We start from the raw sequence: 26,458 nt of genomic DNA, 5'->3' as shown, positions 1-26,458 counted from the left end.
GCTGAGGGAAGCGAGCTAACAGTGGCACGGGACGTGCTCACGGACCTGACGAAGGTCCGCAACATCGGCATCATGGCTCACATCGACGCCGGCAAGACCACTACCACCGAGCGGATCCTGTACTACACCGGGATCAACTACAAGATCGGTGAAGTGCACGACGGCGCGGCCACGATGGACTGGATGGAGGAGGAGCAGAAGCGCGGCATCACGATCACCTCCGCCGCCACCACCTGCTTCTGGAAAGACCACCAGATCAACATCATCGACACCCCCGGTCACGTCGACTTCACGGTCGAGGTCGAGCGGAACCTGCGGGTGCTCGACGGCGCTGTTGCGGTCTTCGACGGCAAGGAAGGGGTCGAGCCGCAGTCCGAGCAGGTCTGGCGGCAGGCCTCCAAGTACGACGTCCCGCGCATCTGTTTCGTCAACAAGATGGACAAGCTCGGCGCGGACTTCTACTTCACCGTGCAGACGATCCAGGACCGTCTTGGTGCGAAGCCGCTGCCGCTGCAGCTGCCGATCGGCTCGGAGAACGACTTCATCGGGGTCGTCGACCTGGTCCAGATGCGCGCGCTCACCTGGCGCGGCGAGGTCGCCATCGGCGAGGACTACACCATCGAGGAGATCCCGGCCGATCTGGTCGAGCGCGCGGCCGAGTACCGGCTGCAGCTCGTCGAGGCCGTCGCCGAGACCGACGACGCCCTGATGGAGGCCTACCTCGGCGGCGAGGAGTTCACCACCGAGCAGATCAAGCACGGCATCCGCAAGATCGTGAACGATCGTGCGGCCTACCCGGTGATCTGCGGTTCGGCGTTCAAGAACAAGGGCGTCCAGCCCCTGCTCGACGCGGTGATCGACTACCTGCCGTCGCCGTACGACCTCCCGCCGGTGGAGGGCACGCTGCAGGACGGGGAGACCCCGGCCAGCCGCAAGCCCATGAAGGACGAGCCGTTCTCGGCTCTGGCCTTCAAGATCGCCGCGCACCCGTTCTTCGGCAAGCTGACCTACATCCGGGTCTACTCGGGTCGGGTCGCTGCGGGTTCCCAGGTCATCAACTCGACCAAGGACCGCAAGGAGCGCATCGGGAAGATCTTCCAGATGCACGCCAACAAGGAGAACCCGGTCGACGAGGCCCTGGTCGGGCACATCTACGCCGTCATCGGCCTGAAGGACACGACCACGGGCGAGACGCTCAGCGACCCGCAGGCGCCGATCGTGCTCGAGTCGATGACCTTCCCGGACCCGGTCATCCAGGTCGCGGTGGAGCCGAAGACGAAGGCCGACCAGGAGAAGCTCGGCATCGCCATCCAGAAGCTCGCCGAGGAGGACCCGACGTTCCAGGTCCACCTGGACCAGGACTCGGGCCAGACCATCCTGGCGGGCATGGGCGAGCTGCACCTCGAGGTGCTGGTCAACCGGATGAAGAGCGACTACAAGGTCGAGGCCAACATCGGTAAGCCGCAGGTGGCCTACCGCGAGACGATCCGCCGCACGGTGGACAAGTTCGAGTACACCCACAAGAAGCAGACGGGTGGCTCGGGCCAGTTCGCGCGCGTGATCATCAAGCTGGAGCCGCTCGACACGGCCGACGGTGCGCTGTACGAGTTCGACAACAAGGTCAGCGGCGGTCGCGTGCCGCGGGAGTACATCCCGTCGGTCGACGCGGGCGCCCAGGACGCCATGCAGTACGGCATCCTTGCCGGTTATCCGCTGACCGGTATCAAGCTGACTCTGCTCGACGGCCAGTACCACGAGGTCGACTCGTCCGAGATGGCCTTCAAGGTCGCCGGCTCGATGGCGCTCAAGGAGGCTGCGCGCAAGGCCGACCCGGCCCTGCTCGAGCCCATGATGGCCGTCGAGGTCACCACGCCCGAGGACTACATGGGCGACGTGATCGGCGACCTCAACTCTCGCCGTGGCCAGATCCAGGCCATGGAGGAGCGGGCAGGTGCTCGCGTCGTCAAGGCGCTGGTGCCGCTCTCCGAGATGTTCGGTTACGTCGGCGACCTGCGGTCGCGGACCCAGGGCCGGGCGAACTACACGATGGTCTTCGACTCCTACGCGGAGGTTCCGTCCAACGTGGCCAAGGAGATCATCGCCAAGGCCACGGGCGAGTAAGAGGCGCGTGCCGCGGACGAGTACCGTCCGCGGCTCGTACCGGCACCACCCCACATACCTGCCGTCAGCACGGCGGACAAGTACACCAGTCCAGGAGGATTCCCCAGTGGCGAAGGCGAAGTTCGAGCGGACCAAGCCGCACGTCAACATCGGCACCATCGGTCACATCGACCACGGCAAGACCACGCTGACGGCGGCAATCACCAAGGTTCTGCACGACAAGTACCCGAACCTCAACGAGGCTTCGGCGTTCGACCAGATCGACAAGGCTCCCGAGGAGCGTCAGCGCGGCATCACGATCTCGATCGCGCACGTCGAGTACCAGACCGAGAAGCGCCACTACGCGCACGTCGACTGCCCCGGGCACGCCGACTACATCAAGAACATGATCACCGGTGCGGCGCAGATGGACGGCGCCATCCTGGTGGTCGCGGCCACCGACGGCCCCATGCCGCAGACGCGTGAGCACGTGCTGCTCGCCCGTCAGGTCGGGGTGCCCTACATCGTCGTGGCGCTCAACAAGGCCGACATGGTCGACGACGAGGAGATTCTCGAGCTCGTCGAGCTCGAGGTCCGCGAGCTGCTGTCGTCGCAGGAGTACCCGGGCGACGACCTCCCGATCGTGCGTGTCTCGGCGCTGAAGGCGCTCGAGGGCGACGCCGAGTGGGGCGCCAAGCTGCTCGAGCTCATGGACGCCGTGGACGAGAGCATCCCGGAGCCGGAGCGCGACATCGAGAAGCCGTTCCTCATGCCCGTCGAGGACGTCTTCACGATCACTGGCCGCGGCACCGTGGTCACGGGCCGCATCGAGCGCGGCATCGTCAAGGTGAACGAGGAGGTGGAGATCGTCGGCATCCGCGAGAAGTCGACCAAGACCACCACCACGGGCGTCGAGATGTTCCGCAAGATCCTCGACGAGGGGCGCGCGGGCGAGAACGTCGGCCTGCTGCTCCGCGGCATCAAGCGCGAGGACGTCGAGCGCGGCCAGGTCGTCGTGAAGCCCGGCTCGATCACCCCGCACACGGAGTTCGAGGGCCAGGTCTACATCCTGTCCAAGGACGAGGGTGGCCGGCACACGCCGTTCTTCAACAACTACCGGCCGCAGTTCTACTTCCGCACCACCGACGTGACCGGTGTGGTGACGCTGCCCAGCGGCACCGAGATGGTCATGCCGGGCGACAACACCACCATGAGCGTTTCGCTGATCCAGCCGATCGCCATGGAGGAGGGCCTGCAGTTCGCCATCCGCGAGGGTGGTCGGACCGTCGGCGCCGGTCAGGTCATCAAGATCAACAAGTAGCAACCCCCCGGTCGAGGGTGCCGCACGAGCGTGTGGCATCCTTGACGGGTTGTGCGTAGGGCGTCGGTGCGCGCGGAGATGTATGTCCGTGCGCACCGGCCCCGGACGCCGACCCTCGAGCACAGCGACCCCCCCGGGGTGTCGCGGGTGATCCGGGAACTGGTCTGCGAGTAGGGCGCGACACGCCCGACCTCGTGGACCGGAGCCACGTGGGGTGAGACCCAACCGACGGAGGGCGGGGCTCCTCCACGCGTGCCCCACCCGGAGCGCGCGTACATGAGCGGCAGGAAGAAGAGGACGACCGACGACCATGGCGGGACAAAAGATCCGCATCAGGCTGAAGGCCTATGACCACGAGGCCATCGACGCCTCCGCGCGCAAGATCGTCGAGACGGTCACGCGCACGGGTGCTCGGGTCGTCGGGCCGGTGCCACTGCCGACGGAGAAGAACATCTACTGCGTCATCCGTTCGCCGCACAAGTACAAGGACTCGCGCGAGCACTTCGAGATGCGCACCCACAAGCGGCTGATCGACATCCTCGACCCGACGCCCAAGACGGTCGACGCGCTCATGCGCATCGACCTGCCGGCCAGCGTCGACGTCAACATTCAGTAGGGCTGACCGAGAAGATGACCGAGAGGCAGATCACCGGGATCCTGGGCACCAAGCTCGGGATGACCCAGGTCTTCGACGAGAACAACCGGGTGGTCCCGGTCACCGTGGTCCAGGCGGGCCCGAACGTGGTGACGCAGGTCCGCACCCCTGAGAGCGACGGCTACAAGGCCGTCCAGCTCGCGTACGGGGCGATCGACCCACGCAAGGTCAACAAGCCGCGCACCGGCCACTACAGCAAGGCGGGCACCACGCCGCGCCGGCACCTGGTCGAGCTGCGCACCTCCGATGCTGGCGAGTACACGGTCGGCCAGGAGATCACGGCGGCAGTGTTCGACGCCGGCTCCGTGGTGGACGTCGTGGGCACCAGCAAGGGCAAGGGCACCGCGGGTGTCATGAAGCGCCACGGCTTCAAGGGCCTCGGCGCCAGCCACGGCACCCAGCGCAAGCACCGCTCGCCGGGTTCCATCGGCGGGTGCGCCACCCCGGGCCGGGTCTTCAAGGGCGTCCGGATGGCGGGCCGTATGGGCAACGCGCGCATCACCACGCAGAACCTCACGGTGCACCGTGTCGACACCGACAACGGTCTGCTGCTGATCAAGGGCGCGGTCCCCGGTCCCCGCGGCGGCCTCGTCGTCGTCAAGTCGGCCGCGAAGGGTGGTGCGAAGTAATGACCAGCGTCGAGATCCGTACCCCTGAGGGGAAGGCCGACGGCACCGTCGAGCTCCCCGCGCACGTCTTCGACGTGTCCGCGAACGTGCCGCTGATGCACCAGGTCGTGGTGGGCCAGCTCGCGGCCGCCCGGCAGGGCACCCACGACACGAAGACTCGTGGCGAGGTCCGCGGCGGCGGCAAGAAGCCGTACCGCCAGAAGGGCACCGGTCGGGCCCGTCAGGGCTCCACCCGCGCTCCGCAGTTCGCCGGCGGTGGCGTCGTCCACGGGCCCACGCCGCGTGACTACACGCAGAAGACCCCGAAGAAGATGAAGGCCGCCGCGCTCCGCGGCGCGCTCTCCGACCGGGCCAGGGCCGGCCTGGTGCACGTCGTCACCTCCCTGGTCACCGGGGAGACCCCGTCCACGAAGTCGGCGCGCACCGCGCTGGCCGCAGTGGCCGGCGACGCCGACACCCGCGCCCTCGTGGTCGTCGGGCGCGAGGACGAGGTCACCTGGCTCAGCCTGCGCAACCTCCCCACCGCGCACGTGATCGCGCCCGACCAGCTGAACACCTACGACGTGCTCGTCAACGACGTCGTGGTCTTCACGCAGGAGGCGCTCGACGCCTTCCTCGCCGGTCCCATCGCGGTGCCCACCAGGGCGTCCGGTGCCCGGGCCACGGCCCGCGAGAGCGAGCTCGCCGACATCGACGAGCAGGCACCGTACGGATCGCAGAGCCACGCTCCGCTGGCCGACGGCTCGCAGCCGGAGGGTTTCCCGGTCAAGGGCAACACCGACTCGATGCTCTACCACGTGCCGGGCAGCTCGTTCTACGCCCGCACGGAGGCCGAGGTCTGGTTCGCCTCCGCCGAGGCGGCCGAGGCGGCTGGGTTCCAGCAGCCGTCGTCGCAGCGCAAGGAGGCTGACAAGTGATCCCCGATCCGCGCGACATCCTGCTCGCGCCGGTGGTCTCGGAGAAGAGCTACGGGCTGCTCGACGAGCGGCAGTACACCTTCATCGTCCGACCGGACGCGAACAAGACACAGATCAAGATCGCCGTGGAGAAGGTGTTCGGGGTCAGGGTGCTCAGCGTCAACACGCTGAACCGCCCGGGCAAGCGCAAGCGCTCCCGCACCGGATACGGCAAGCGCAAGGACACGAAGCGCGCGATCGTGACGCTCTCCGAGGAGAGCCGCTCGATCGACGTCTTCGGTGGCCGGGCGAGCTGAGGGGCTGACCGATGGGCATCCGCAAGTACAAGCCGACGACTCCGGGCCGTCGTGGCTCGAGCGTCTCCGACTTCGCCGAGATCACCCGGTCCACGCCGGAGAAGTCGCTGGTCCGGCCGCTGCACAGCAAGGGCGGCCGCAACGTGCACGGGCGGGTCACCACCCGGCACCAGGGCGGCGGGCACAAGCGCGCCTACCGCCTGATCGACTTCCGGCGTAACGACAAGGACGGTGTGCCGGCCACGGTCGCGCACATCGAGTACGACCCGAACCGCACCAGCCGGATCGCGCTGCTCCACTACGCCGACGGCGAGAAGCGCTACATCATCGCGCCGGCGAAGCTCAAGCAGGGCGACAAGGTCGAGGCCGGTCCGCGGGCCGACATCAAGGTCGGCAACAACCTGCCGCTGCGCAACATCCCCACCGGCACCGTGGTGCACGCGATCGAGCTCCGCCCCGGCGGTGGCGCGAAGATCGCTCGCTCGGCCGGTTCGGGCGTGCAGCTCGTCGCCAAGGACGGCCCCTACGCGCAGCTGCGCATGCCGTCCGGCGAGATCCGCAACGTCGACGTGCGCTGCCGCGCCACCGTCGGCGAGGTGGGCAACGCCGAGCACTCCAACATCAACTGGGGCAAGGCAGGCCGCATGCGGTGGAAGGGCAAGCGCCCGACCGTCCGCGGTGTCGCCATGAACCCGGTCGACCACCCGCACGGTGGTGGTGAGGGTAAGACCTCCGGTGGTCGCCACCCGGTCAACCCGGCGGGTAAGCCCGAGGGCCGCACCCGTCACCGCAAGGCAAGTGACGCCATGATCGTCCGTCGCCGTCGCACCGGCAAGAAGCGCTGAGCAGGGAGGTAACCAATGCCGCGCAGCCTGAAGAAGGGCCCGTTCGTGGACGACCACCTGCTCAAGAAGGTGGACGTGCTCAACGAGGCCGGCAAGAAGACCGTCATCCGGACCTGGTCCCGGCGGTCCACCATCATCCCCGACATGATCGGCCACACGATTGCGGTGCACGACGGCCGCAAGCACGTGCCGGTGTTCGTGTCGGACTCGATGGTCGGCCACAAGCTGGGGGAGTTCGCACCTACGCGGACGTTCCGAGGCCATATCAAGGACGACCGTAAGGCGCGCAGGCGCTGAGCGGCTCGAGTAGCGACAAGGGAAGGGTGAGAGGACATGGCTGACACCAGCCAGAGCCCTGCCACCGCGCTCGAGCCGGTTCGGGCGCGCGCGGTGGCGCGGTACGTACACATGTCGCCGACCAAGGTCCGGCGCGTCGTTGCGCTGATCAAGGACCGGTCGGTGCAGGAGGCTCTCGACATTCTGCGGTTCTCGCCGCAGGCCGCCGCCGAGCCGCTGTTCAAGGTGGTCGCAAGCGCTGCTGCCAACGCTGAGAACAATCTCGATCTGGACCGCGACACCCTCGTGGTGGCCGCGGCCTACGCCGACGAGGGGCCGACGCTGAAGCGCATCCGGCCGCGCGCCCAGGGGCGTGCGTACCGCATCCGCAAGCGCACGAGCCACATCACCGTCGAGGTCGAGTCGCAGCCGGCGAAGGCCGGCCGTGGCGCACGCGGTGCGAAGGGGAGGACCCGCTGATGGGTCAGAAAATCAACCCGCATGGGTTCCGGCTCGGCATCACCACCGACTGGAAGTCGCGCTGGTACGCAGACAAGCAGTACGCCGAGTACGTCAAGGAGGACGTCGAGATCCGCAAGATGCTCTCCAAGGGCATGGAGCGGGCCGGCATCTCCAAGGTCGAGATCGAGCGCACCCGGGACCGCGTGCGGGTGGACATCCACACCGCTCGCCCCGGCATCGTCATCGGTCGCCGTGGCGCCGAGGCCGACCGCATCCGCGGCCAGCTCGAGAAGCTGACCAAGAAGCAGGTCCAGCTCAACATCCTCGAGGTCAAGAACGCCGAGTCGGACGCCCAGCTCGTCGCCCAGGGTGTGGCGGAGCAGCTGAGCAACCGCGTCGCCTTCCGGCGCGCGATGCGTAAGGCCATCCAGTCGGCCATGCGCTCGCCGCAGGTCAAGGGCATCCGCGTGCAGTGCTCCGGCCGCCTCGGCGGTGCGGAGATGTCGCGCTCGGAGTTCTACCGCGAGGGTCGCGTCCCGCTGCACACGCTGCGCGCCGACATCGACTACGGCCTGTTCGAGGCCCGCACCACGTTCGGGCGCATCGGCGTCAAGGTGTGGATCTACAAGGGTGACATCGTCGGTGGCCGTCGTGAGGGCGTCGCCGCGGCGGCTCCCAGCGCCGACCGGGCTCCCCGCCGGGAGCGCCCGCAGCGTCGCCGTTCGGGCGCGTCGGGCACCACCGGCACGAGCACCGAGGCCGGGCGCGCCGCGGCCGAGCAGTCGGCCGGTGGCTCCACCGCCACCGCCACGGTCGAGACTCCGGCCGAGACCGGCGGGGAGGGCTGACCCATGCTGATTCCTCGCAAGGTGAAGCACCGCAAGCAGCACCGCCCGCACCGCACCGGCGCTGCCTCCGGCGGCACCAGCGTGACCTTCGGTGACTTCGGTATCCAGGCTCTCGAGCCTGCCTACGTGAGCAACCGGCAGATCGAGTCGGCCCGTATCGCCATCAACCGGCACATCCGCCGTGGTGGCAAGGTCTGGATCAACGTCTTCCCGGACCGCCCCCTCACCAAGAAGCCTGCCGAGACCCGCATGGGTTCCGGCAAGGGTTCGCCGGAGAAGTGGGTGGCCAACGTGAAGCCCGGCCGCGTGCTGTTCGAGATGAGCTACCCCAACGAGCAGACCGCTCGCGAGGCACTGCGCCGCGCGATCCACAAGCTGCCGATGAAGTGCCGGATCGTGACCCGTGAGGGTGGTGACATCTGATGGCCGCCTCGACGACGACTGCCGCCGAGCTCCGCGAGCTCACCGACGAGGAGCTCACGCTTCGCGTGCGGGAGGCCAAGGAGGAGCTGTTCAACCTCCGCTTCCAGATGGCCACCGGGCAGCTGGACAACAACCGGCGGCTGCGTACCGTCCGGCACGACATCGCGCGGATCTACACGATCATGCGCGAGCGCGAGCTGGGCCTCTCTGCCGCCCCGAGTGAAGACAACGAGGGCGCGGCATGAGTGACGCAGGCAAGACGCCGCCGAAGACGGTGGAGCGGGCGGAGCGCAAGGTCCGGGAGGGCCTTGTCGTGTCCGACAAGATGGACAAGACGATCGTGGTGTCCCTCGAGGACCGCGTGAAGCACCCGATGTACGGCAAGGTCATCCGCCGGACGAGCAAGGTCAAGGCGCACGACGAGGCCAACACGGCCGGCGTCGGCGACCGCGTCCGGCTGATGGAGACCCGACCGCTGTCGGCCACCAAGCGCTGGCGGCTGGTCGAGATCCTGGAGAAGGCGAAGTGATCCAGCAGGAGTCGCGGCTGCGCGTCGCCGACAACACCGGTGCCAAGGAGATCCTCTGCATCCGGGTGCTGGGCGGATCGGGTCGGCGCTACGCCGGAATCGGCGATGTCATCGTGGCCACCGTGAAGGACGCGATCCCCGCTGCCGGGGTGAAGCGCGGTGACGTCGTCAAGGCGGTCATCGTGCGCACCGTGAAGGAGCGGCGTCGGCCGGACGGTTCCTACATCCGGTTCGACGAGAACGCCGCCGTGCTGATCAAGCCGGACGGCGAGCCGCGGGGGACCCGCATCTTCGGACCCGTCGGTCGCGAGCTTCGCGACAAGCGGTTCATGAAGATCATCTCCCTCGCGCCGGAGGTGCTCTGACATGAAGATCAAGAAGGGCGACACCGTCCAGGTGATCGCAGGCAAGGACAAGGGCGCGAAGGGCAAGGTCATCCAGGCCTACCCCGACCGCGACCGTGTGCTGGTCGAGGGCGTGAACCGGATCAAGAAGCACACCCGGATCAGCCAGAACCAGCGTGGCGCGCAGTCCGGCGGAATCGTCACCCAGGAGGCGGCGATCCACGTCTCCAACGTGATGTTGGTCGACGGTGACGGCAAGCCGACGCGGGTGGGCAAGAAGACCACCGACGAGGGCAAGCGTGTCCGCGTCTCCCGGCGTTCCGGGAAGGAGATCTGATGACCACGACTGAACGAGTGGCACCGCGTCTCAAGCAGCGCTACTCCGACGAGATCGCCGGTCAGCTCCGCGAGGAGTTCTCCTACGGCAACGTCATGCAGATTCCGGGCCTGGTGAAGGTCGTCGTCAACATGGGTGTCGGCGACGCCGCCCGCGACGCGAAGCTCATCGACGGCGCGGTCCGCGACCTGGCCACGATCACCGGCCAGAAGCCGCAGGTCCGCCGGGCCACCAAGTCCATCGCGCAGTTCAAGCTGCGTGAGGGCATGCCCATCGGGGCGAAGGTGACGCTGCGGAACGACCGCATGTGGGAGTTCCTCGACCGGCTGCTGACCATCGCGCTGCCCCGCATCCGCGACTTCCGCGGTCTGTCGCCCAACCAGTTCGACGGGCGGGGCAATTACACGTTCGGTCTGAACGAGCAGTCGATGTTCCACGAGATCGACCCTGACTCGATCGACCGGCCGCGTGGCATGGACATCACGGTCGTCACAACGGCCACGACCGACGAGGAAGGCCGGGCGCTGCTTCGCCGGCTCGGCTTCCCCTTCAGGGAGGCGTGAGATGGCCAAGAAGGCGCTCATCATCAAGGCGGCGGCCAAGCCGAAGTTCAAGGTCCGTGGCTACACCCGTTGCCAGAGGTGCGGTCGGCCGCGTGCCGTGCTGCGCAAGTTCGGCCTGTGCCGCATCTGCGTGCGCGAGATGGCGCACGCCGGCGAGCTGCCGGGCGTGCACAAGAGCAGCTGGTAGTAGTCGCAAGCACGAAGTGCAACACAATCGCCACAGGCCCTCCGGGGAACCAGGCGGGAAAGTAGTGACGTCACTATGACGATGACCGATCCGATCGCAGACATGCTCACGCGTCTGCGCAACGCCAACTCGGCGTACCACGACCGCGTGGTCATGCCGCATTCCAAGCTCAAGGTGTCGATCGCCGAGATCCTCCAGCGGGAGGGCTACATCGCGTCGCACACCGTCGAGGACGCCGAGGTCGGCAAGTCCCTGGTCATCGAGCTGAAGTACGGGCGCAACCGTGAGCGCAGCATCGCGGGCCTGCGCCGGGTGTCCAAGCCCGGTCTGCGGGTTTACGCGAAGTCCACCAACCTGCCACGGGTCCTGGGTGGCCTCGGCGTCGCGATCATCTCGACGTCGAACGGTCTCCAGACCGAGCGGCAAGCGCACAAGAACGGCGTGGGCGGAGAAGTCCTCGCCTACGTCTGGTGAGGGGTTAACACCATGTCCCGCATCGGGAAGCTGCCCATCGCCGTTCCGTCCGGCGTCGACGTGAACATCGACGGCCGCACGGTGACCGTCAAGGGGCCCAAGGGCACCCTGTCGCACACCGTGATCGAGCCGATCACGATCGAGCGCGACGAGACCGGCACGGTCGTCGTCAAGCGACCGGACGACGAGCGCCGGAACAAGGCCATGCACGGCCTGTCCCGCACTCTCGTCAACAACCTCGTCGTCGGTGTCACCAACGGCTACGAGAAGAAGATGGAGATCTACGGCGTCGGTTACCGCGTGGCGCTGAAGGGCTCCTCGCTGGAGTTCGCGCTCGGGTACAGCCACTCCATCACGATCGAGGCGCCGGAGGGCATCACCTTCAAGGTGGACACCCCCACCCGGTTCTCCGTCTCCGGCATCGACAAGCAGCTGGTCGGCGAGGTCAGCGCCAAAATCCGCAAGTTGCGCAAGCCCGACCCGTACAAGGGCAAGGGCGTGCGTTACGCCGGCGAGGTCATCCGCCGCAAGGTCGGAAAGACGGGTAAGTGACCATGGCCGAGACGATTTCCGCCAACGCCAGGAAGCGCACTGCTTCCCAGGTGTCGAGCAAGCGCCGCACCTCGCGCACGCGTCGGCACGCCCGGCTTCGTAAGAAGGTCGCCGGCAGCGCCGAGCGTCCGCGCCTGGCGGTCAACCGGAGCTCACGCCACATCGTCGTGCAGCTCATCGACGACCTGGCCGGCCACACGCTGGTCTCGGCGTCGACGATGGAGGCCGACGTCAGGGCGCTCGACGGAGACAAGAAGGCCCGCGCGGCCAAGGTCGGCGAGCTGGTGGCCGCCCGTGCCCGCGAGGCCGGCGTCACCGCAGTGGTGTTCGACCGGGGTGGCTACCGCTACCACGGCCGTGTCGCCGCGCTGGCCGACGCCGCTCGCGAAGGCGGGCTCGAGTTCTGATGGATGGAACACAGACGACCTGCTTGCAGGGTCGGACAATCAACACAGCGGAAGGAAACCTCTGATGCCGGGACGCGCACGGCGTGACGGCGGGGGCCCTAGCACCGGGCCCGGTGGCGAGCGCAGCAACAGCGGCGACCGCCGGGACCGCCGCGACGGAGGCCGCGGCGGGGGCGGCCAGGACAAGACCCCGTACATCGAGCGACTGGTCACGATCAACCGCGTGGCCAAGGTCGTCAAGGGTGGTCGGCGCTTCAGCTTCACCGCGCTGATGATCGTCGGCGACGGCGACGGCCTGGTGGGCGTCGGCTACGGCAAGGCCAAGGAGGTGCCGGCCGCGATCGCCAAGGGCGTGGAGGAGGCGAAGAAGAACTTCTTCCGCGTCCCCCGCATCGGCGGCACGATCGTGCACCGCGTGCAGGGCGAGGCCGCTGCCGGCGTCGTGCTGCTGCGTCCGGCCAGCCCCGGTACCGGTGTCATCGCCGGTGGTCCGGTGCGTGCCGTCCTGGAGTGCGCCGGCATCCACGACGTCCTCTCGAAGTCGCTGGGCAGTGACAACGCGATCAACGTCGTGCACGCCACGATCGCCGCGTTGAAGATGATCCAGCGTCCGGAGGAGGTGGCGGCCCGTCGCGGTCTGCCCCTCGAGGACGTGGCGCCTGCCCAGATGCTGCGTGCGCGTGCCGCCGCGGCGCAGGGTGCGAGGTCGTGATGGCTGCGACGTCGAGCGATGCCACCGCGCAGAGCACCCCGACCAGTGACACCAAGCTCGTCGTGACCCAGGTGCGCAGCACCATCGGGGTCAAGGCGAACCAGCGTGCCACGCTCAAGTCGCTGGGGCTGCGCAAGATCCGCCAGTCGGTCGAGCGGGCAGACACCCCGCAGATCCGCGGCATGATCCACACCGTCCGCCACCTGGTGACGGTTGAGGAGGTCGGCTCCTGATGAGCACGATCAAGATCCACCACCTGCGCCCGGCGCCCGGGTCCAAGACCGCGAAGACCCGGGTCGGACGCGGTGAGGGCAGCAAGGGTAAGACCGCGGGCCGCGGCACCAAGGGCAGCAAGGCCCGCAAGAACGTGCCCGTCGGTTTCGAGGGCGGGCAGATGCCGCTGCACATGCGGCTGCCCAAGCTCAAGGGATTCAAGAACCGCTTCCGCGTCGAGTACCAGGTGGTGAACGTGGGCGACCTCGCCCAGCTGTTCCCCTCCGGTGGCACGGTGGGCCCGGACGAGCTGGTCGAGGCCGGCGCTGTCCGGCGCAACCAGCCGGTCAAGGTGCTGGGCAACGGAGACATCGACGGTGTCACGCTCACGGTGAGCGCGCACGCCTTCTCCGGTAGCGCCCGCGACAAGATCACGGCCGCCGGCGGCACCGTCACCGAGCTGTAGTTCGGTGCCCGTTCGGTGCGGACCGGCGCCATTGCGCCGGTCCGCGCCGTGGGGGCGACACGGCCGCTGTTAGAGTCGTCTCCGCCCGGTTCCACTCAGGCCGGGTGCGCGCCACGCTCGCGGGCGCTGTCCGCCCGGGCGGGTCCGCGCCGGAGCGGGCCACCAGTACAGGAGGATCACCGAGTGCTCAGCGCTTTTCGGTCGGCACTGACCACGCCGGATCTCCGCAAGAAGATTCTCTTCACCCTCGGGATCGTGGCTGTGTATCGCCTCGGTGCCACCATTCCGTCGCCCGGGGTGTCCTACCCCAACGTGCAGGAATGCATCCGTCAGGTCGAGGGCAGTGAGAACTCCGGCGTCTACTCCCTGATCAACCTGTTCTCCGGCGGCGCGCTCCTGCAGCTGTCGATCTTCGCGCTCGGCATCATGCCGTACATCACCGCGAGCATCATCGTCCAGCTGCTCACCGTTGTCATCCCGCGGTTCGAGCAGCTGAAGAAGGAAGGGCAGTCGGGTCAGAACAAGCTGACCCAGTACACCCGGTACCTGACGATTGCGCTGGCCGTCCTGCAGGCCACGGGAATCGTCGCACTGGCCGATAGAGGCCAGCTGTTCGCGAACTGCTCCCTGCCGGTCATCCCCGACTCCAGCGTCTACCAACTCTCGATCATCGTCGTCGTCATGACGGCGGGCACCGCGGTCATCATGTGGCTCGGTGAACAGGTCACCGAGCGCGGTGTCGGCAACGGCATGTCGCTCCTCATCTTCGCCTCGATCGCGGCCCGGATCCCCGCTGAGGGCGCCAACATCCTGAACAACGGCGCCCTGGTCTTCATCGGCGTCTGCATCTTCGGCCTCGCGATCATCGCCAGCGTGGTCTTCGTCGAGCAGGGCCAGCGCCGCATTCCCGTGCAGTACGCGAAGCGCATGGTCGGCCGCCGCATGTACGGCGGCACCTCCACGTACCTGCCGCTGAAGGTCAACCAGGCCGGCGTCATCCCGGTGATCTTCGGATCGTCGCTGCTCTACCTCCCCGACCTCGTCTCGCGGTTGGCCGGGAGCACCGGCGGCGGCTTCCAGCAGTTCGTTCAGACGTACCTGGTGGACCAGTCCAGCTGGGTGCACATCGTTCTGTACATCGCACTCATCATCTTCTTCACGTACTTCTACGTCGGCATCACGTTCAACCCCGAAGAGCGGGCCGACGAGATGAAGAAGTTCGGTGGTTTCATTCCCGGCATCCGGCCCGGTCGGCCGACTGCCGAGTACCTGAACTACGTGCTCTCACGCATCACGCTCCCCGGTTCGTTGTACCTGGGCATCATCGCCGTGTTGCCGAACTTCTTCCTCGGCATCACCGGTAGCGGCCAGAACCAGAACTTCCCGTTCGGTGGCACGGCGGTGCTGATCATGGTCGGAGTGGGGCTCGACACGGTCAAACAGATCGAGAGCCAGCTCATGCAGCGTAGGTACGACGGGTTCCTTCGCTAGCGTCGGCGATCGGTTTGTCGTGGTGGGGTTCGAGTTCAGGAGGTCGGTCGCGTGCGTCTCGTTCTGGTTGGTCCGCCGGGAGCGGGGAAGGGCACCCAGGCGGTGCGTCTCGCCGAGCGTCTGGATGTTCCCCATATCTCCACGGGTGATCTCTTTCGGGCGAATCTGAAGGAAGAGACCGACCTCGGGCGCGAGGCGAAGCGGTACATGGACGCCGGCGAGCTCGTCCCGGATGAGGTCACCGTTGCGATGGTGCGCGACCGGCTCACCCACGACGACGCCACCAAGGGGTTCATCCTCGACGGCTTCCCGCGCACCCGGAGCCAGGCGGCATCGCTCGGCGATCTCCTGGAGGAGCGGGGCGAGCAGATCGACGCCGTGGTGGAGTTCCAGGTACCCGAGGACGAGTTGGTGCGCCGGCTGATGGGCCGGGGCCGCGACGACGACACCGAGGACATCATCCGCCGCCGTCAGCAGGTCTACCGCGACGAGACGGCTCCGCTCCTCGACCACTACAGCGACCGGCTCGTCAGTGTCGACGCCGTCGGCACGGTCGAGGAGATCACCGACCGCGTTGCCCAGGCGCTCCGCGCCAGATGAGAGGTTCGCAATGAGCGGGGGACGCAGCGGCGTCCGGGGAATCCTGGACCGCTGGCGGGGCCGGGACATCGAGCTGAAGACCCCGGGCGAGCTGGAGGCCATGCGAGCTGCCGGCGCGCTGGTCGCCGGCACGCTCGCGGCCGTCATCGAGCTGGCCCGGCCGGGTGTCAGCACCGGTGAGCTGGACGCGCTGGCCGAGCAGGCCATCCGCGACGCCGGTGCGGTGCCCTCCTTCCTGGGGTACCACGGCTACCCCGCCTCGATCTGCGCCTCGGTCAACGACCAGATCGTGCACGGCATCCCGTCGGCCACCCAGGTGCTCGCCGACGGCGACCTCGTGTCGGTGGACTGCGGAGCCATCCTCGACGGCTGGCACGGCGACGCGGCGGTGACGATCCGGGTCGGGTCGGTGTCCGACGCGGACCGCGCTCTGTCGGCGGCCTGCGAGGCCGCGCTGTACGCCGGCATCGACGCCGTGCAGCCGGGCGGCAGGCTGTCCGACATCTCGCACGCCGTGCAGGTGGCCTGCGAGCAGGCCGCCAAGCGCGACGGCGTCGACTACGGGATCGTCGCCGAGTACGGCGGCCACGGCATCGGCACCTCGATGCACATGGATCCCTTCCTCCCCAACTTCGGCGACCCGGGGCAGGGCCCCCGCCTGGTGCCGGGGATGGCGCTGGCCGTGGAGCCGATGCTCACGGCAGGCGACCCGGAGACCCGTGAGCTCGAGGACGGCTGGACCGTGGTCACCGCCGACGGCGGCCGGGCCGTGCACTGGGAGCACACCGTCGCCATCACCGACGACGGGCCGCGCATCCTCACGCTCCCGATCGGCTGAGCCACGCTCCCGATCGGCTGAGCCCAGGCGTCTGAGAAGGTCAGTGGGCGGTCCCGTCAGCGGACGGGCCGCCCCTCCTCGCGCTCTCGCGGGCCACGAAATAGGCGGTCGGCCTCACCCCCGAACGGGTGACGTTCGGTGCTTCCGTGGCCCCTGGGTCGGTGCCATCGGCACTGCTCGGGGCATCTGAATCGGTCGATCGACGCGAATCGGCACGGACCCCGTCACAGGTATCTCCTGATTACCCGATCCCTGGGCTAGGCTCCGGTGTTGTGAATACAGAATCCACAGTACCGCGGCGCACGACCGTGGGGGTGCCTCGCGAGTCTGCCGCCGGTGAGCGCCGTGTCGCCCTGGTGCCGAAGGTCGTCGAGAAACTCCGGTCGCGGGGTGTGGAGATCGTCGTCGAGGCCGGTGCCGGTCTGGGCGCGCTGATTCCCGATGAGCTGTACACCGCGGCCGGAGCCACGATCGGTGACCCGTGGTCGGCCGACGCCGTGGTGAAGGTGGCGCCCCCCACGGCCGAGGAGGTGGGGCGGCTACGGCCGGGCACCACCCTGATCGGGTTCCTCGCGCCGCTGACGTCGGCCGAGACGATCGCCTCGCTCAAGGCCGCAGGCGTGCAGGCGTTCGCGATGGAGGCGATCCCGCGGATCTCGCGGGCCCAGTCGATGGACGCGCTGTCCTCGCAGGGGAACGTGGCGGGCTACAAGGCGGTGCTGCTGGCCGCGGAGAAGTCCACCCGGTTCTTCCCGATGCTCACCACAGCGGCGGGCACCGTGAAGCCGGCCACGGCCCTGGTGCTGGGCGTCGGGGTCGCGGGGCTGCAGGCCCTCGCCACGGCGAAGCGCCTCGGCGCGCGGACCACCGGCTACGACGTGCGCCCCGAGGTGGCCGACCAGGTGCGGTCGCTCGGTGCGCAGTGGCTGGACCTCGGCATCGAGGCGGTCGGTGAGGGCGGCTACGCGCGTGAGCTCACCGAGGACGAGCGGGCCGAGCAGCAGAAGCGGCTGGAGGAGGCGATCACCGGATTCGACATCGTGATCACCACCGCCAACGTCCCCGGGCGGAAGGCGCCCACGCTCGTCACGGCCACGGCGGTGCAGGGCATGCGGCCCGGCAGTGTCGTCGTGGACCTGGCCGGGGAGAGCGGCGGCAACTGCGAGCTGACCGAGCCGGGCGAGACCGTCGTCAAGCACGACGTCACCATCGCGTCGCCGCTGAACCTGCCCGCGACGATGCCCGAGCACGCGTCGGAGCTGTACTCCCGCAACGTGTCCGCGTTGCTGGAGCTGATGCTGTCCGGCGACGACGGTGCGGTCGCCCTCGCACCGGACTGGAACGACGAGGTGCTCGCAAAGTCCTGCGTCACCCGTGATGTGGCTGACGCCACCGTGAACGGGGGAGATGCGTGATGGAGACCGGACTACTGGCGAACCTCGCGATCCTGGTGCTGGCCGGCTTCGTCGGCTTCGCCGTGATCTCGAAGGTGCCCAACACGTTGCACACCCCGCTGATGTCGGGCACCAACGCGATCCACGGCATCGTGCTGCTGGGCGGCCTGATCGTGCTCGGCCACCTGGAGAACCCGTCGGTGGTCGACCAGATCCTGCTGGTCATCGCCATCGCGTTCGGCATGATCAACGTCATCGGTGGCTTCCTGGTGACCGACCGGATGCTCGGCATGTTCAAGGCCAAGCCGGAGGCACGGCAGGCGCCTGACGCCGACAAGGTCGCCACGAACGGGAAGGGCCACTGATGGACACGCTCGTCCCGATTCTCTACATCATCGCGTTCGCGCTGTTCATCTACGGCCTGATGGGCCTGACCGGCCCGAAGACGGCGGTGCGCGGCAACCTGATCGCCGCGGTCGGTATGACGCTCGCGGTGGTGGCCACCCTGCTGGAGGTCCGGCACAACTGGGTGCTGATCATCGTCGGCCTCGTGATCGGTGCGGCGCTGGGCATCCCGTCGGCGCGCACGGTCAAGATGACCGCGATGCCGCAGATGGTGGCGCTGTTCAACGGCGTCGGCGGTGGCGCGGTGGCGTTGATCGCCTGGTCGGAGTTCCGCACCTCCACCGGCTTCCTGGACGAGCCCGGCTACGTGGTCGTGGCGTCGATGTTCGCGGCCATCGTCGGGTCGATCTCGTTCTGGGGCTCGCTGATCGCGTTCGGGAAGCTGCAGGAGATCCTGCCGGGCCGCCCGATCGGGCTGGGCAAGGCGCAGCAGTTCGTCAACGGGATCCTGCTGCTGGCCGCCGTGGCGTGCGCCGTGGTTGGCGGGATGGGCGGAGCGCCCCAGATCTGGATCGTCGGGCTGCTGGTGCTCGCGGCCGTGCTCGGCGTGCTGGTGGTGCTGCCGATCGGCGGCGCCGACATGCCGGTGGTGATCTCGCTCCTCAACGCCATGACCGGGCTGTCGGCCGCGGCGGCGGGGCTCGCTCTGAACAACACCGCCATGATCGTGGCCGGCATGATCGTGGGTGCGTCGGGTTCGATCCTCACCAACCTGATGGCCACCGCCATGAACCGGTCGATCCCGGCGATCGTCGCGGGCGGGTTCGGCGGCACCGCCACGCTGCCCGGTGCGGACGACGGCATCGACCGCACCGTCAAGTCCACCAGCGCCGCGGACGCGGCCATCCAGATGGCGTACGCGTCGCAGGTGATCGTCGTGCCCGGTTACGGGATGGCGGTGGCGCAGGCCCAGCACGCCGTGAAGGACATGGCCAAGCTGCTGGAGGCCAAGGGCGTGGAGGTCAAGTACGCCATCCACCCGGTGGCGGGCCGGATGCCGGGGCACATGAACGTGCTGCTCGCCGAGGCCGACGTCTCCTACGACGCGCTCAAGGAGATGGACGACATCAACGGCGAGTTCTCCCGCACCGACGTCACGCTGGTGATCGGGGCCAACGACGTCACCAACCCGGCGGCGCGCACCGACCCGAGCTCGCCGATCCACGGGATGCCGATTCTCAACGTCGACGAGAGCCGCTCGGTCATCGTGCTGAAGCGCTCGATGAGCAGCGGCTTCGCCGGCATCGACAACCCGCTGTTCTACGCCGAGAACACCTCGATGCTCTTCGGTGACGCGAAGAAGAGCGTCGCCGCGGTGACGGAGGAGCTCAAGGCCCTGTAGTCGCGCGAGGCCCCTGGTTGCAGGAAAGCCACGTTCACGCAACGACGTTGCATGAACGTGGCTTTCCTGCAACGGGGGCCCGGGAGCCCTCAGCAGCAGCGGCTGCCCGGGGTGGCGTCCTTCGCGTCGATGCGGCGCCGCTCGAACTCCCGCCGCGACAGTGGGGCCGTGCCCGCGTGCTCCCGCTCGTGCCGCTCGAGGTAGCGCTCGTACTGCGACTCCCCGGTGAGCTCGCGCAGGTACCAGCGCACCCCCTGCCAGATCGCCCCCGGCCCGACCGTGGTCACGTCCGGTCTCCCGCACCGGCGAGTGCGCGCTTCTCGTCGGCCGTGGGGATGAGCCCCGACGGCGCCACGATCTGCGACTGGACGGCGGGCGCCTCCGTGCTGGGCAGCGGCTCGGACGAGGTCAGTGCCCGGTACCAGACGACCAGTGCGTTGGCGATCACGACGATGATCAGGACCGCGAACAGGGCGGCGAGCACGCCGTCGACCGTGGAGTTGGTGACGACGGTCTGCATCTCGCCGATGTTCTTGGCCGGGGCGAGCACCTGCCCCTGCTCCAGCGCCGCGGCGTACTTGTCCCGCTGCGCGAAGAACCCCAGCGTCGGGTCCGGGGAGAACACCTTCTGGTAGCTCGCCGTGAGCGTGACCGCCACGTCCCAGGCGAGCGGGATGCCCGTGACCCAGGCCCACTTCGCGCGCCCGCTCTTGATCAGCAGCGTCGTGCAGACCGTGAGCGCCACGGCGGCCAGCAGCTGGTTGGCGATGCCGAACAGCGGGAAGAGCTGGTTGATCCCGCCGAGCGGGTCGGTGACGCCCGCGTAGAGGAAGTAGCCCCACGCGCCCACGACCACGGCGCTGGTGAACCACATGCCGGGCTTCCAGTTCACGTCGGCCATCGGCTTGTACACGTTGCCGAGGGTGTCCTGGAGCATGTAGCGCCCGACCCGGGTGCCCGCGTCCACCGTGGTGAGGATGAACAGCGCCTCGAACATGATCGCGAAGTGGTACCAGAACGCCTTGAGCGCATCGCCGCCGAACGCGCCGGAGAAGATCTCCGACATCCCGACGGCCAGGGTGGGCGCGCCACCCGTCCTGGCGACCAGGGTGCTCTCCTGCACCGACGCGGCAGCGGCCGCGAGCGCCTCCGGGGTGATCGTGAACCCGAGGTTGTTCACCGCCTGCGACGCCGACTCCACCGTGGTGCCGAGCAGCCCGGCGGGGGCGTTCATCGCGTAGTAGAGACCCGGATCGAGGATGCTCGCCGCGATCAGCGCCATGATCGCCACGAAGGACTCCATGAGCATCGCGCCGTAGCCGATGAGCCGGACCTGCGACTCCTTCTGGATCAGTTTGGGCGTGGTGCCCGAGGCGATGAGCGCGTGGAAGCCGGAGAGCGCGCCACAGGCGATCGTGATGAAGACGAACGGGAAGAGCGACCCGGCGAACACCGGCCCGTTGCCGGCGAGCGCGAACTCGGTGACTGCCGGGTTCTGCAGCACCGGCGCGGTGATGAGCACGCCGAGAGCCAGCAGGACGATCGTGCCGATCTTCATGAACGTCGAGAGGTAGTCGCGCGGCGCGAGCAGCATCCACACCGGCAGCACCGATGCGGCGAAGCCGTAGATCACCAGGCAGATCACCAGGGTGCGCGGGTCGAGGGTGAACGCGTCCGCCCAGGACGAGTCCTGCACCCAGCCGCCCGCGACGATGGCGAGCAGGAGGAGCACGACCCCGATCACGCTGGTCTCGATGACCCGGCCCGGCCGGATCACGCGCATGTAGTAGCCCATGAACAGGGCGATGGGGATCGTCATCGCGATGGAGAACGTGCCCCACGGCGACTTCGCCAGCGCGTTGACGACGACCAGCGCGAGCACGGCGAGCAGGATGATCATGATGGCGAACACGGCGATCAGCGCGGCGATGCCGCCGATCGGGCCGATCTCGTCACGGGCCATCTGGCCCAGGCTCTTGCCGTCGCGGCGCATCGAGAAGAACAGCGTGACCATGTCCTGCACGGCGCCGGCGAAGATGACACCGACGATGATCCAGATCGTGCCGGGCAGATACCCCATCTGAGCCGCGAGCACGGGCCCGACCAGCGGGCCCGCCCCGGCGATCGCCGCGAAGTGGTGCCCGAACAGCACCCGGCGGTCCATGGGCTGGAAGTCGGTGCCGTTGTCCAGCCGCTCGGCGGGTGTCGCCCGGCTGTCGTCGACCCGCAGCACCTTCTTGACGATGAACCGCGCATAGAACCGGTAGGCGATGGCGTAGGACCCCAGCGCGGCCGCCACCAGCCAGATCGCGGAGATCTCCTCCCCGCGGGAGAGGGCCAGCACCCCCCAGGCCACGGCACCGATCAGGGCCACCACGGACCAGATCAGCACCGAGCGGGGATTCATGCGTGATCGCGCTTCCTTGAGCGTCATGCGGCACCTCCCCGGGCCGCCCCGCCACACCGGGTGCTCCTGCTCTGCAGCATCGCGACCATCAGTTCTCCTCGCGCCCTCCGCGGCGTCGTCGCCGCGGTTGTCGATGCAGTAGGTGCCGACGTCCTCCGTTCGGTCGACGTCCGCGCGGGAGATTCTGCGCTGTCTTGCGACTTTTGGACACATCTGGCTGTTCTGTGCCGCTCCGGTTGCGCCGCATGTGTCCGCGGAGCCCCGTGCGGCGTGTTCACGCCGTGACGGTGGGGCTGTCGAGGGGGTGCGCGATCTCGTCGGCAGGCAACCGCCATCCCACGATTGCCGCCACGGCGAGGAACACGGGGATCGCACCGGCCAGCACGAACGTCATCGGGACGCCGAGCCACTCCCCGACCGGCCCGGCGAGCGCCATCGACACCGGCATCAGGGCGAGTGACACGAAGAAGTCGAGGCTGGACACGCGTCCCAGGAGGTGCGGGGGGACCCGGCGCTGCAGCAGCGTGCCCCAGATGACCATCGCCATCGCGCCGGTGAACCCGACCGCGAAGCTCGCCGCAGCCATGACCCACAGATGTGGGGTGATGCCGATCAGCATCAGCGGGGCCGCCCCGGCGCCCCAGAGCAGGATCATCGCCGTCAGGTAGCGGCGGGGGAGCCGCCACGAGGACACGATGATCGATCCGAGTGCCCCGCCGATCCCGAACGCGGCCAGTACGAGCGCGAAGCTGCTCGCGCCACCACCGGTCTGGTCACGCACGGCGAACGGCAGCAGCACCTCGATCGGGCCGATGAGCACCAGCACGTAGAACGAGGCGAAGGCCAGCGAGGCGAAGAGCCACGCGGTGCGGAAGAGGTAGCGGAAGCCCTCGGCCAGATCGGCGAGCACGGAGGTGCGCGCCTCCGTGCTCACGGCGACGGGTGCCACGCGCATGGCGAGCAGCGCGACGAGGGCGAGCGTGTAGATCCCGGCCGCGACCAGTAGCGCCATCCCGGGGAGGAACGCGCCGACCAGCACTCCCGCCAGCGCCGGACCGAGGGCCTGCTGCGCGATCGGCCGCAGGGTGCCCTCCACGCCGTTGGCGGCGAGTAGCTCCTCCGGGGGGAGCAGGGTGGGCAGGATCGCGGAGTAGGCGGGATAGAAGAAGGCCTCGGCCGCACCCATGACGAACGCGATGGCGGCGAGGTGCCACAGCTGCAGCGCGCCGGTGACCGCGAGCGCGCCCGCCCCGCCTGCGGAGACGATCCGGACGACCTCCACCCCGATCATGACGGCCCGCTTGGGCAGCCGGTCGGCGGCCACGCCCCCGATCAGCACGCTGGCCAGCATCCCGACGCTCGACGCGGCGGCGACGACGGACAGCTCGGACGGGCCGCCGCCCATCGAGATGACCTGGTAGACGATCGCGACGAGCCAGAGTCCGCTCGCGAACAGCGAGGCGGCCATCGACGTCACCAGCAGGCGGTACTCGCGGTGGCGGAAGGGGCGCAGCGGGCGGGGCAGTCGGCCGGTCGGGGTGGTGGATCCTGCTGGCTGTTCGGTCATCACCGTTCCAGGGAACAACGTGAACCGGACTTCAGGGCAAGACCGGATCGAAACGGGCGGAATCGAGAACCCTAGCCGGGCGGCTGTGCCCGGAGCGCGCGATTTGCCCGTATCGGTGCGGTACGGGACCGCTCGACCGGTGGCCACAGCGGGCTCGGTGGAGCACCATGAGGACGTGGAGGAGACGGCGGAGCCCGGCTCGCCGCACGTGCGCCCCGAGGACATGCGGGCAGGCGACGCCGACCGTGAGCACGTGCTCGGCCGGCTGCGCGCGGCCCACGCCGAGGGCAGGCTCGATCTCGAGGAGTTCGACGAGCGCATCACCGCCACGCTGGCCGCGCGCACCTACGGGGATCTCCGCGCACTCACCGCCGACCTCCCGGGCGAGCCGCCGTCACCCCCTGTGGTGCTGCCGGCCGCCCCGTTGCCCGCCCTCCGGGATCAGGACGCGATGCTCGACCGGGACGCGCACGGGGCCGTGATCGGCTGGGCGGGCGCGGGCGTCACGACGATCGCGATCTGGGCGATCAGCTGCGTCGCCACCGCGTCGTTCGTGTACCCGTGGTGGATCTGGGTGGTCGGCCCGTGGGGGCTCGTGCTGCTGTCCACCTGGCTGAGGGAGCGGCGTCGGCGCCCCTGAACGGGTGCCGGGCGCGGCACGGCACGTACCCCATGTGCGTGCCCGCGCGCAACGGTCGTACACTGGGAGTTCGGCGCGCCATAGGCGCCGGTTCCGTCGTGCCTCCCGCACCCCACGGTCCCGGAGCAACGACGTGCCTACGCACGGAACCGAGAGTACGCACACCTGTCACGGAACGCGGAGGATATGGCCAAGAAGGACGGGGCGATCGAGGTCGAGGGCCGGGTGGTTGAGCCCTTGCCGAACGCGATGTTTCGCGTGGAGCTCGAGAACGGACACCGGGTTCTTGCCCACATCAGCGGCAAGATGCGCCAGCACTACATCCGAATCCTCCCCGAGGACCGCGTTGTGGTCGAGCTGTCGCCGTACGACCTGACCCGCGGCCGCATCGTCTACCGCTACAAGTGACGGAGCCTGCGCCGTCACGATCGACAGTGACGGAGCTCGTGAAGTCACGTCGAAACAGCACCGACAACTGAGAGAGCGACGGACGTGAAGGTCCAGCCGAGCGTCAAGAAGATCTGCGACAACTGCAAGGTGATCCGCCGTCACGGGCGGGTCATGGTGATCTGCTCCTCGAACCTGCGCCACAAGCAGCGCCAGGGCTGATCACGGGTGTCCGTCGTCGCAGACGACGCGCCACCCGAGCACCACGGCAACACAGAGGAACCCGACGCACCTGCCGGGCCACACGGGCCCGGTCCACCCCCGGAACCAGGCCGGGGCCCGGACGACCAGTGGTCCGGGACGGGCGTCGGGCAGACCTGGCTCAGCACAACAGAGGAGTACCCCGCCGTATGGCACGACTTGCCGGCGTCGACCTTCCCCGCGACAAGCGGATGGAGATCGCGCTCACCTACATCTTCGGGATCGGCCGCACGCGGTCCCTCCAGATCCTCGAGGCCACCGGTATCGACCGCGAGCTGCGGTCGAAGGACCTGACCGACGAGGACCTCACCGCCCTCCGCGAGTACATCGAGACCAACTACCGCGTCGAGGGTGATCTGCGCCGCGAGGTGCAGGCCGACATCCGTCGGAAGATCGAGATCGGCTGCTACCAGGGGATCCGGCACCGCCGGGGCCTGCCGGTGCGTGGCCAGCGCACCAAGACAAATGCCCGCGGCCGCAAGGGACCGAAGAAGACGGTCGCCGGCAAGAAGAAGGCAGGTAAGAAGTAATGCCGCCCCGCACCCGCTCCGCGTCCGGACCGAAGAAGGTCCGCCGCAAGGAGAAGAAGAACGTCGCGCACGGACACGCGCACATCAAGAGCACCTTCAACAACACCATCGTGTCGATCACCGACCCGACCGGTGCCGTGATCGCGTGGGCCTCCGCAGGCCACGTCGGTTTCAAGGGCTCGCGCAAGTCCACGCCGTTCGCCGCGCAGATGGCCGCCGAGAGCGCTGCCCGCAAGGCCGCCGAGCACGGCATGAAGAAGGTCGACGTGTTCGTCAAGGGTCCCGGCTCCGGTCGTGAGACCGCGATCCGTTCACTGCAGGCAGCCGGCCTCGAGGTCGGCACCATCTCCGACGTCACCCCCCAGCCGCACAACGGCTGCCGGCCGCCCAAGCGGCGCCGGGTCTAGGGAAAGGGAGTAACCAGACATGGCTCGTTACACCGGACCCATGACCCGCAAGTCCCGCCGACTGAAGGTCGACCTCGTCGGCGGCGACCAGGCGTTCGAGCGCCGTCCCTACCCGCCCGGCCAGCACGGCCGGATCCGGATCAAGGAGACGGAGTACCTCCTGCAGATGCAGGAGAAGCAGAAGGCCCGCTTCGCCTACGGCGTGCTGGAGAAGCAGTTCCGGCGCTACTACGAAGAGGCCAACCGTCGCCAGGGCAAGACCGGCGACAACCTGCTGCAGATCCTCGAGACGCGTCTCGACAACGTCGTCTACCGGGCCGGGCTCGCCCGCACCCGGCGGATGGCGCGGCAGCTGGTCAACCACGGCCACTTCATCGTCAACGGCCACAAGGTCGACATCCCCAGCTACCGCGTCTCGCAGTACGACGTCATCGACGTCAAGCCGAAGTCGCTGGGCACCGACCCGTTCATCATCGCCAAGGAGCTGGTGGGCGACCGCCCGATCCCTGGCTGGCTGCAGGTCGTTCCCTCGAGCCTGCGCATCCTGGTCCACCAGCTGCCCGAGCGTGCGCAGATCGATACGCAGGTCACCGAGCAGCTGATCGTCGAGCTCTACTCGAAGTAGTCCGCGAG

The 26,458-nt window shown here is 68.5% G+C and carries 38 protein-coding genes; 35 read left to right on the top strand and 3 right to left on the bottom strand.

From position 1 onward, the window contains the following. The first annotated feature begins 21 nt into the window (after positions 1-21). The 29 genes from fusA to AC5L35_RS16185 all read left to right on the top strand — a co-directional run bounded on the left by fusA (position 22) and on the right by AC5L35_RS16185 (position 19,626). A complete protein-coding gene (fusA, locus tag AC5L35_RS16325; protein WP_495060482.1) occupies positions 22-2,121 on the top strand; it encodes an elongation factor G in 2,100 nt (699 codons plus the stop codon). A gap of 106 nt (positions 2,122-2,227) precedes the next feature. Then, positions 2,228-3,421: an elongation factor Tu gene (gene tuf, locus AC5L35_RS16320; RefSeq protein WP_169394221.1), complete on the top strand. Its 1,194-nt coding sequence runs from the start codon at positions 2,228-2,230 to the stop codon at positions 3,419-3,421. Between the two features lie 310 nt (positions 3,422-3,731). Continuing rightward, complete coding sequence (gene rpsJ / locus AC5L35_RS16315; RefSeq protein ID WP_040804197.1) at positions 3,732-4,037, top strand: 30S ribosomal protein S10; 306 nt, start codon at positions 3,732-3,734, stop codon at positions 4,035-4,037. A gap of 14 nt (positions 4,038-4,051) precedes the next feature. Beyond that, on the top strand, positions 4,052-4,705 hold the full coding sequence (gene rplC / locus AC5L35_RS16310) for a 50S ribosomal protein L3 (protein WP_495060481.1): 654 nt from the start codon (positions 4,052-4,054) through the stop codon (positions 4,703-4,705). Further along, positions 4,705-5,622 carry a 50S ribosomal protein L4, sunset domain variant gene (gene rplD, locus AC5L35_RS16305; protein WP_495060480.1) on the top strand — a complete coding sequence of 306 codons (918 nt, stop codon included), beginning with the start codon at positions 4,705-4,707 and terminating at the stop codon, positions 5,620-5,622. The genes rplC and rplD overlap by 1 nt, the downstream gene beginning before the upstream one ends. After that, positions 5,619-5,918, top strand: a complete 300-nt coding sequence (gene rplW, locus AC5L35_RS16300) for a 50S ribosomal protein L23 (protein WP_169394218.1) — start codon at positions 5,619-5,621, stop codon at positions 5,916-5,918. Before rplD ends, rplW begins: the two co-directional genes overlap by 4 nt. 11 nt (positions 5,919-5,929) lie before the next feature. Beyond that, positions 5,930-6,763: a 50S ribosomal protein L2 gene (gene rplB / locus AC5L35_RS16295; RefSeq protein ID WP_169394217.1), complete on the top strand. Its 834-nt coding sequence runs from the start codon at positions 5,930-5,932 to the stop codon at positions 6,761-6,763. 15 nt (positions 6,764-6,778) lie between these two features. Continuing rightward, positions 6,779-7,060 (top strand): 30S ribosomal protein S19, encoded by a 282-nt coding sequence (rpsS, locus tag AC5L35_RS16290; protein WP_169394216.1) that lies wholly within the window; start codon positions 6,779-6,781, stop codon positions 7,058-7,060. A 36-nt stretch (positions 7,061-7,096) separates the two neighbouring features. Continuing rightward, positions 7,097-7,519: a 50S ribosomal protein L22 gene (rplV, locus tag AC5L35_RS16285; protein ID WP_495060479.1), complete on the top strand. Its 423-nt coding sequence runs from the start codon at positions 7,097-7,099 to the stop codon at positions 7,517-7,519. Beyond that, positions 7,519-8,349 carry a 30S ribosomal protein S3 gene (gene rpsC, locus AC5L35_RS16280; protein ID WP_169394214.1) on the top strand — a complete coding sequence of 277 codons (831 nt, stop codon included), beginning with the start codon at positions 7,519-7,521 and terminating at the stop codon, positions 8,347-8,349. The genes rplV and rpsC overlap by 1 nt, the downstream gene beginning before the upstream one ends. A gap of 3 nt (positions 8,350-8,352) precedes the next feature. Then, the gene (gene rplP / locus AC5L35_RS16275) at positions 8,353-8,772 is read left to right on the top strand and encodes a 50S ribosomal protein L16 (protein WP_169394213.1); all 420 of its coding nucleotides are present in this window, start codon (positions 8,353-8,355) and stop codon (positions 8,770-8,772) included. Continuing rightward, the gene (rpmC, locus tag AC5L35_RS16270) at positions 8,772-9,017 is read left to right on the top strand and encodes a 50S ribosomal protein L29 (protein WP_495060478.1); all 246 of its coding nucleotides are present in this window, start codon (positions 8,772-8,774) and stop codon (positions 9,015-9,017) included. Before rplP ends, rpmC begins: the two co-directional genes overlap by 1 nt. Next, entirely contained in the window at positions 9,014-9,301 is a 288-nt protein-coding gene (gene rpsQ, locus AC5L35_RS16265; RefSeq protein WP_433275950.1) for a 30S ribosomal protein S17, read from the top strand. Before rpmC ends, rpsQ begins: the two co-directional genes overlap by 4 nt. Then, a complete protein-coding gene (rplN, locus tag AC5L35_RS16260) occupies positions 9,298-9,666 on the top strand; it encodes a 50S ribosomal protein L14 (protein ID WP_169394210.1) in 369 nt (122 codons plus the stop codon). The genes rpsQ and rplN overlap by 4 nt, the downstream gene beginning before the upstream one ends. 1 nt (position 9,667) lies before the next feature. Beyond that, complete coding sequence (gene rplX, locus AC5L35_RS16255; RefSeq protein WP_169394209.1) at positions 9,668-9,982, top strand: 50S ribosomal protein L24; 315 nt, start codon at positions 9,668-9,670, stop codon at positions 9,980-9,982. Next, a complete protein-coding gene (gene rplE, locus AC5L35_RS16250) occupies positions 9,982-10,545 on the top strand; it encodes a 50S ribosomal protein L5 (protein ID WP_169394208.1) in 564 nt (187 codons plus the stop codon). Before rplX ends, rplE begins: the two co-directional genes overlap by 1 nt. A gap of 1 nt (position 10,546) precedes the next feature. Then, the gene (locus AC5L35_RS16245; protein ID WP_169394207.1) at positions 10,547-10,732 is read left to right on the top strand and encodes a type Z 30S ribosomal protein S14; all 186 of its coding nucleotides are present in this window, start codon (positions 10,547-10,549) and stop codon (positions 10,730-10,732) included. 75 nt (positions 10,733-10,807) lie between these two features. Beyond that, positions 10,808-11,206, top strand: a complete 399-nt coding sequence (gene rpsH / locus AC5L35_RS16240; RefSeq protein WP_169394206.1) for a 30S ribosomal protein S8 — start codon at positions 10,808-10,810, stop codon at positions 11,204-11,206. Between the two features lie 12 nt (positions 11,207-11,218). After that, positions 11,219-11,758 (top strand): 50S ribosomal protein L6, encoded by a 540-nt coding sequence (gene rplF / locus AC5L35_RS16235; RefSeq protein WP_495060477.1) that lies wholly within the window; start codon positions 11,219-11,221, stop codon positions 11,756-11,758. A gap of 2 nt (positions 11,759-11,760) precedes the next feature. Continuing rightward, entirely contained in the window at positions 11,761-12,165 is a 405-nt protein-coding gene (rplR, locus tag AC5L35_RS16230; RefSeq protein WP_495060476.1) for a 50S ribosomal protein L18, read from the top strand. 64 nt (positions 12,166-12,229) lie between these two features. Beyond that, complete coding sequence (gene rpsE, locus AC5L35_RS16225; protein ID WP_169394203.1) at positions 12,230-12,877, top strand: 30S ribosomal protein S5; 648 nt, start codon at positions 12,230-12,232, stop codon at positions 12,875-12,877. Then, the gene (gene rpmD, locus AC5L35_RS16220; RefSeq protein WP_169394202.1) at positions 12,877-13,110 is read left to right on the top strand and encodes a 50S ribosomal protein L30; all 234 of its coding nucleotides are present in this window, start codon (positions 12,877-12,879) and stop codon (positions 13,108-13,110) included. Before rpsE ends, rpmD begins: the two co-directional genes overlap by 1 nt. Further along, positions 13,110-13,556 carry a 50S ribosomal protein L15 gene (rplO, locus tag AC5L35_RS16215; protein WP_433275946.1) on the top strand — a complete coding sequence of 149 codons (447 nt, stop codon included), beginning with the start codon at positions 13,110-13,112 and terminating at the stop codon, positions 13,554-13,556. The genes rpmD and rplO overlap by 1 nt, the downstream gene beginning before the upstream one ends. A gap of 183 nt (positions 13,557-13,739) precedes the next feature. After that, positions 13,740-15,047, top strand: coding sequence for a preprotein translocase subunit SecY (secY, locus tag AC5L35_RS16210; protein ID WP_495060475.1), 1,308 nt, complete (start codon positions 13,740-13,742; stop codon positions 15,045-15,047). Positions 15,048-15,098: 51 nt separating this feature from the next. Beyond that, entirely contained in the window at positions 15,099-15,647 is a 549-nt protein-coding gene (locus AC5L35_RS16205) for an adenylate kinase (protein ID WP_495060474.1), read from the top strand. A 10-nt stretch (positions 15,648-15,657) separates the two neighbouring features. Further along, complete coding sequence (map, locus tag AC5L35_RS16200; protein WP_495060473.1) at positions 15,658-16,485, top strand: type I methionyl aminopeptidase; 828 nt, start codon at positions 15,658-15,660, stop codon at positions 16,483-16,485. Positions 16,486-16,799: 314 nt separating this feature from the next. Then, a complete protein-coding gene (locus AC5L35_RS16195) occupies positions 16,800-17,900 on the top strand; it encodes an NAD(P) transhydrogenase subunit alpha (protein WP_495060472.1) in 1,101 nt (366 codons plus the stop codon). Then, entirely contained in the window at positions 17,900-18,244 is a 345-nt protein-coding gene (locus AC5L35_RS16190; RefSeq protein WP_495060471.1) for an NAD(P) transhydrogenase subunit alpha part 2, read from the top strand. Before AC5L35_RS16195 ends, AC5L35_RS16190 begins: the two co-directional genes overlap by 1 nt. Continuing rightward, positions 18,244-19,626: an NAD(P)(+) transhydrogenase (Re/Si-specific) subunit beta gene (locus AC5L35_RS16185; protein WP_495060470.1), complete on the top strand. Its 1,383-nt coding sequence runs from the start codon at positions 18,244-18,246 to the stop codon at positions 19,624-19,626. The genes AC5L35_RS16190 and AC5L35_RS16185 overlap by 1 nt, the downstream gene beginning before the upstream one ends. An 89-nt stretch (positions 19,627-19,715) precedes the next feature. Here the strand turns inward: AC5L35_RS16185 and AC5L35_RS16180 are convergent, their stop codons facing one another. From AC5L35_RS16180 to AC5L35_RS16170, 3 genes are all read right to left on the bottom strand, one after another. Further along, positions 19,716-19,913, bottom strand: a complete 198-nt coding sequence (locus AC5L35_RS16180; protein ID WP_495060469.1) for a YbdD/YjiX family protein — start codon at positions 19,911-19,913, stop codon at positions 19,716-19,718. Next, positions 19,910-22,033 carry a carbon starvation CstA family protein gene (locus tag AC5L35_RS16175; RefSeq protein ID WP_495060468.1) on the bottom strand — a complete coding sequence of 708 codons (2,124 nt, stop codon included), beginning with the start codon at positions 22,031-22,033 and terminating at the stop codon, positions 19,910-19,912. The genes AC5L35_RS16180 and AC5L35_RS16175 overlap by 4 nt, the downstream gene beginning before the upstream one ends. A gap of 274 nt (positions 22,034-22,307) precedes the next feature. Beyond that, positions 22,308-23,600: an MFS transporter gene (locus tag AC5L35_RS16170; RefSeq protein WP_495060467.1), complete on the bottom strand. Its 1,293-nt coding sequence runs from the start codon at positions 23,598-23,600 to the stop codon at positions 22,308-22,310. Positions 23,601-23,775: 175 nt separating this feature from the next. Here AC5L35_RS16170 and AC5L35_RS16165 point away from each other — a divergent pair, with 175 nt between their 5' ends. The 6 genes from AC5L35_RS16165 (at position 23,776) to rpsD (ending at position 26,450) form a co-directional block, all read left to right on the top strand. Beyond that, a complete protein-coding gene (locus tag AC5L35_RS16165) occupies positions 23,776-24,240 on the top strand; it encodes a DUF1707 SHOCT-like domain-containing protein (RefSeq protein WP_495060466.1) in 465 nt (154 codons plus the stop codon). Positions 24,241-24,426: 186 nt separating this feature from the next. Continuing rightward, positions 24,427-24,648 carry a translation initiation factor IF-1 gene (infA, locus tag AC5L35_RS16160; protein ID WP_028929190.1) on the top strand — a complete coding sequence of 74 codons (222 nt, stop codon included), beginning with the start codon at positions 24,427-24,429 and terminating at the stop codon, positions 24,646-24,648. An 84-nt stretch (positions 24,649-24,732) separates the two neighbouring features. Then, positions 24,733-24,849: a 50S ribosomal protein L36 gene (rpmJ, locus tag AC5L35_RS16155; RefSeq protein ID WP_169394192.1), complete on the top strand. Its 117-nt coding sequence runs from the start codon at positions 24,733-24,735 to the stop codon at positions 24,847-24,849. Between the two features lie 188 nt (positions 24,850-25,037). Beyond that, positions 25,038-25,418 (top strand): 30S ribosomal protein S13, encoded by a 381-nt coding sequence (rpsM, locus tag AC5L35_RS16150; RefSeq protein WP_495060465.1) that lies wholly within the window; start codon positions 25,038-25,040, stop codon positions 25,416-25,418. Further along, positions 25,418-25,825, top strand: coding sequence for a 30S ribosomal protein S11 (gene rpsK, locus AC5L35_RS16145; RefSeq protein WP_346280713.1), 408 nt, complete (start codon positions 25,418-25,420; stop codon positions 25,823-25,825). Before rpsM ends, rpsK begins: the two co-directional genes overlap by 1 nt. A 19-nt stretch (positions 25,826-25,844) precedes the next feature. Continuing rightward, positions 25,845-26,450 (top strand): 30S ribosomal protein S4, encoded by a 606-nt coding sequence (rpsD, locus tag AC5L35_RS16140; RefSeq protein WP_495060464.1) that lies wholly within the window; start codon positions 25,845-25,847, stop codon positions 26,448-26,450. Positions 26,451-26,458 lie beyond the last annotated feature (8 nt).

It is taken from the genome of Pseudonocardia sp. OZ21 (assembly GCF_059359135.1).
Note: the sequence above shows the minus strand (reverse complement) of the source record. Positions and strands in the feature narration are given on the sequence as shown.

Coding starts and splice junctions, on each gene's coding strand:
- rpsJ (WP_040804197.1), top strand. CDS start 3,732: ATGGCGGGACAAAAGATCCGCATCAGGCTGAAGGCCTATGACCACGAG.
- rplC (WP_495060481.1), top strand. CDS start 4,052: ATGACCGAGAGGCAGATCACCGGGATCCTGGGCACCAAGCTCGGGATG.
- rplD (WP_495060480.1), top strand. CDS start 4,705: ATGACCAGCGTCGAGATCCGTACCCCTGAGGGGAAGGCCGACGGCACC.
- rplB (WP_169394217.1), top strand. CDS start 5,930: ATGGGCATCCGCAAGTACAAGCCGACGACTCCGGGCCGTCGTGGCTCG.
- rpsS (WP_169394216.1), top strand. CDS start 6,779: ATGCCGCGCAGCCTGAAGAAGGGCCCGTTCGTGGACGACCACCTGCTC.
- rplV (WP_495060479.1), top strand. CDS start 7,097: ATGGCTGACACCAGCCAGAGCCCTGCCACCGCGCTCGAGCCGGTTCGG.
- rpsC (WP_169394214.1), top strand. CDS start 7,519: ATGGGTCAGAAAATCAACCCGCATGGGTTCCGGCTCGGCATCACCACC.
- rplP (WP_169394213.1), top strand. CDS start 8,353: ATGCTGATTCCTCGCAAGGTGAAGCACCGCAAGCAGCACCGCCCGCAC.
- rpmC (WP_495060478.1), top strand. CDS start 8,772: ATGGCCGCCTCGACGACGACTGCCGCCGAGCTCCGCGAGCTCACCGAC.
- rpsQ (WP_433275950.1), top strand. CDS start 9,014: ATGAGTGACGCAGGCAAGACGCCGCCGAAGACGGTGGAGCGGGCGGAG.
- rplX (WP_169394209.1), top strand. CDS start 9,668: ATGAAGATCAAGAAGGGCGACACCGTCCAGGTGATCGCAGGCAAGGAC.
- rplE (WP_169394208.1), top strand. CDS start 9,982: ATGACCACGACTGAACGAGTGGCACCGCGTCTCAAGCAGCGCTACTCC.
- AC5L35_RS16245 (WP_169394207.1), top strand. CDS start 10,547: ATGGCCAAGAAGGCGCTCATCATCAAGGCGGCGGCCAAGCCGAAGTTC.
- rpsH (WP_169394206.1), top strand. CDS start 10,808: ATGACGATGACCGATCCGATCGCAGACATGCTCACGCGTCTGCGCAAC.
- rplF (WP_495060477.1), top strand. CDS start 11,219: ATGTCCCGCATCGGGAAGCTGCCCATCGCCGTTCCGTCCGGCGTCGAC.
- rplR (WP_495060476.1), top strand. CDS start 11,761: ATGGCCGAGACGATTTCCGCCAACGCCAGGAAGCGCACTGCTTCCCAG.
- rpsE (WP_169394203.1), top strand. CDS start 12,230: ATGCCGGGACGCGCACGGCGTGACGGCGGGGGCCCTAGCACCGGGCCC.
- rpmD (WP_169394202.1), top strand. CDS start 12,877: ATGGCTGCGACGTCGAGCGATGCCACCGCGCAGAGCACCCCGACCAGT.
- rplO (WP_433275946.1), top strand. CDS start 13,110: ATGAGCACGATCAAGATCCACCACCTGCGCCCGGCGCCCGGGTCCAAG.
- map (WP_495060473.1), top strand. CDS start 15,658: ATGAGCGGGGGACGCAGCGGCGTCCGGGGAATCCTGGACCGCTGGCGG.
- AC5L35_RS16190 (WP_495060471.1), top strand. CDS start 17,900: ATGGAGACCGGACTACTGGCGAACCTCGCGATCCTGGTGCTGGCCGGC.
- AC5L35_RS16185 (WP_495060470.1), top strand. CDS start 18,244: ATGGACACGCTCGTCCCGATTCTCTACATCATCGCGTTCGCGCTGTTC.
- AC5L35_RS16175 (WP_495060468.1), bottom strand. CDS start 22,033: ATGAATCCCCGCTCGGTGCTGATCTGGTCCGTGGTGGCCCTGATCGGT.
- AC5L35_RS16170 (WP_495060467.1), bottom strand. CDS start 23,600: ATGACCGAACAGCCAGCAGGATCCACCACCCCGACCGGCCGACTGCCC.
- infA (WP_028929190.1), top strand. CDS start 24,427: ATGGCCAAGAAGGACGGGGCGATCGAGGTCGAGGGCCGGGTGGTTGAG.
- rpsM (WP_495060465.1), top strand. CDS start 25,038: ATGGCACGACTTGCCGGCGTCGACCTTCCCCGCGACAAGCGGATGGAG.
- rpsK (WP_346280713.1), top strand. CDS start 25,418: ATGCCGCCCCGCACCCGCTCCGCGTCCGGACCGAAGAAGGTCCGCCGC.
- rpsD (WP_495060464.1), top strand. CDS start 25,845: ATGGCTCGTTACACCGGACCCATGACCCGCAAGTCCCGCCGACTGAAG.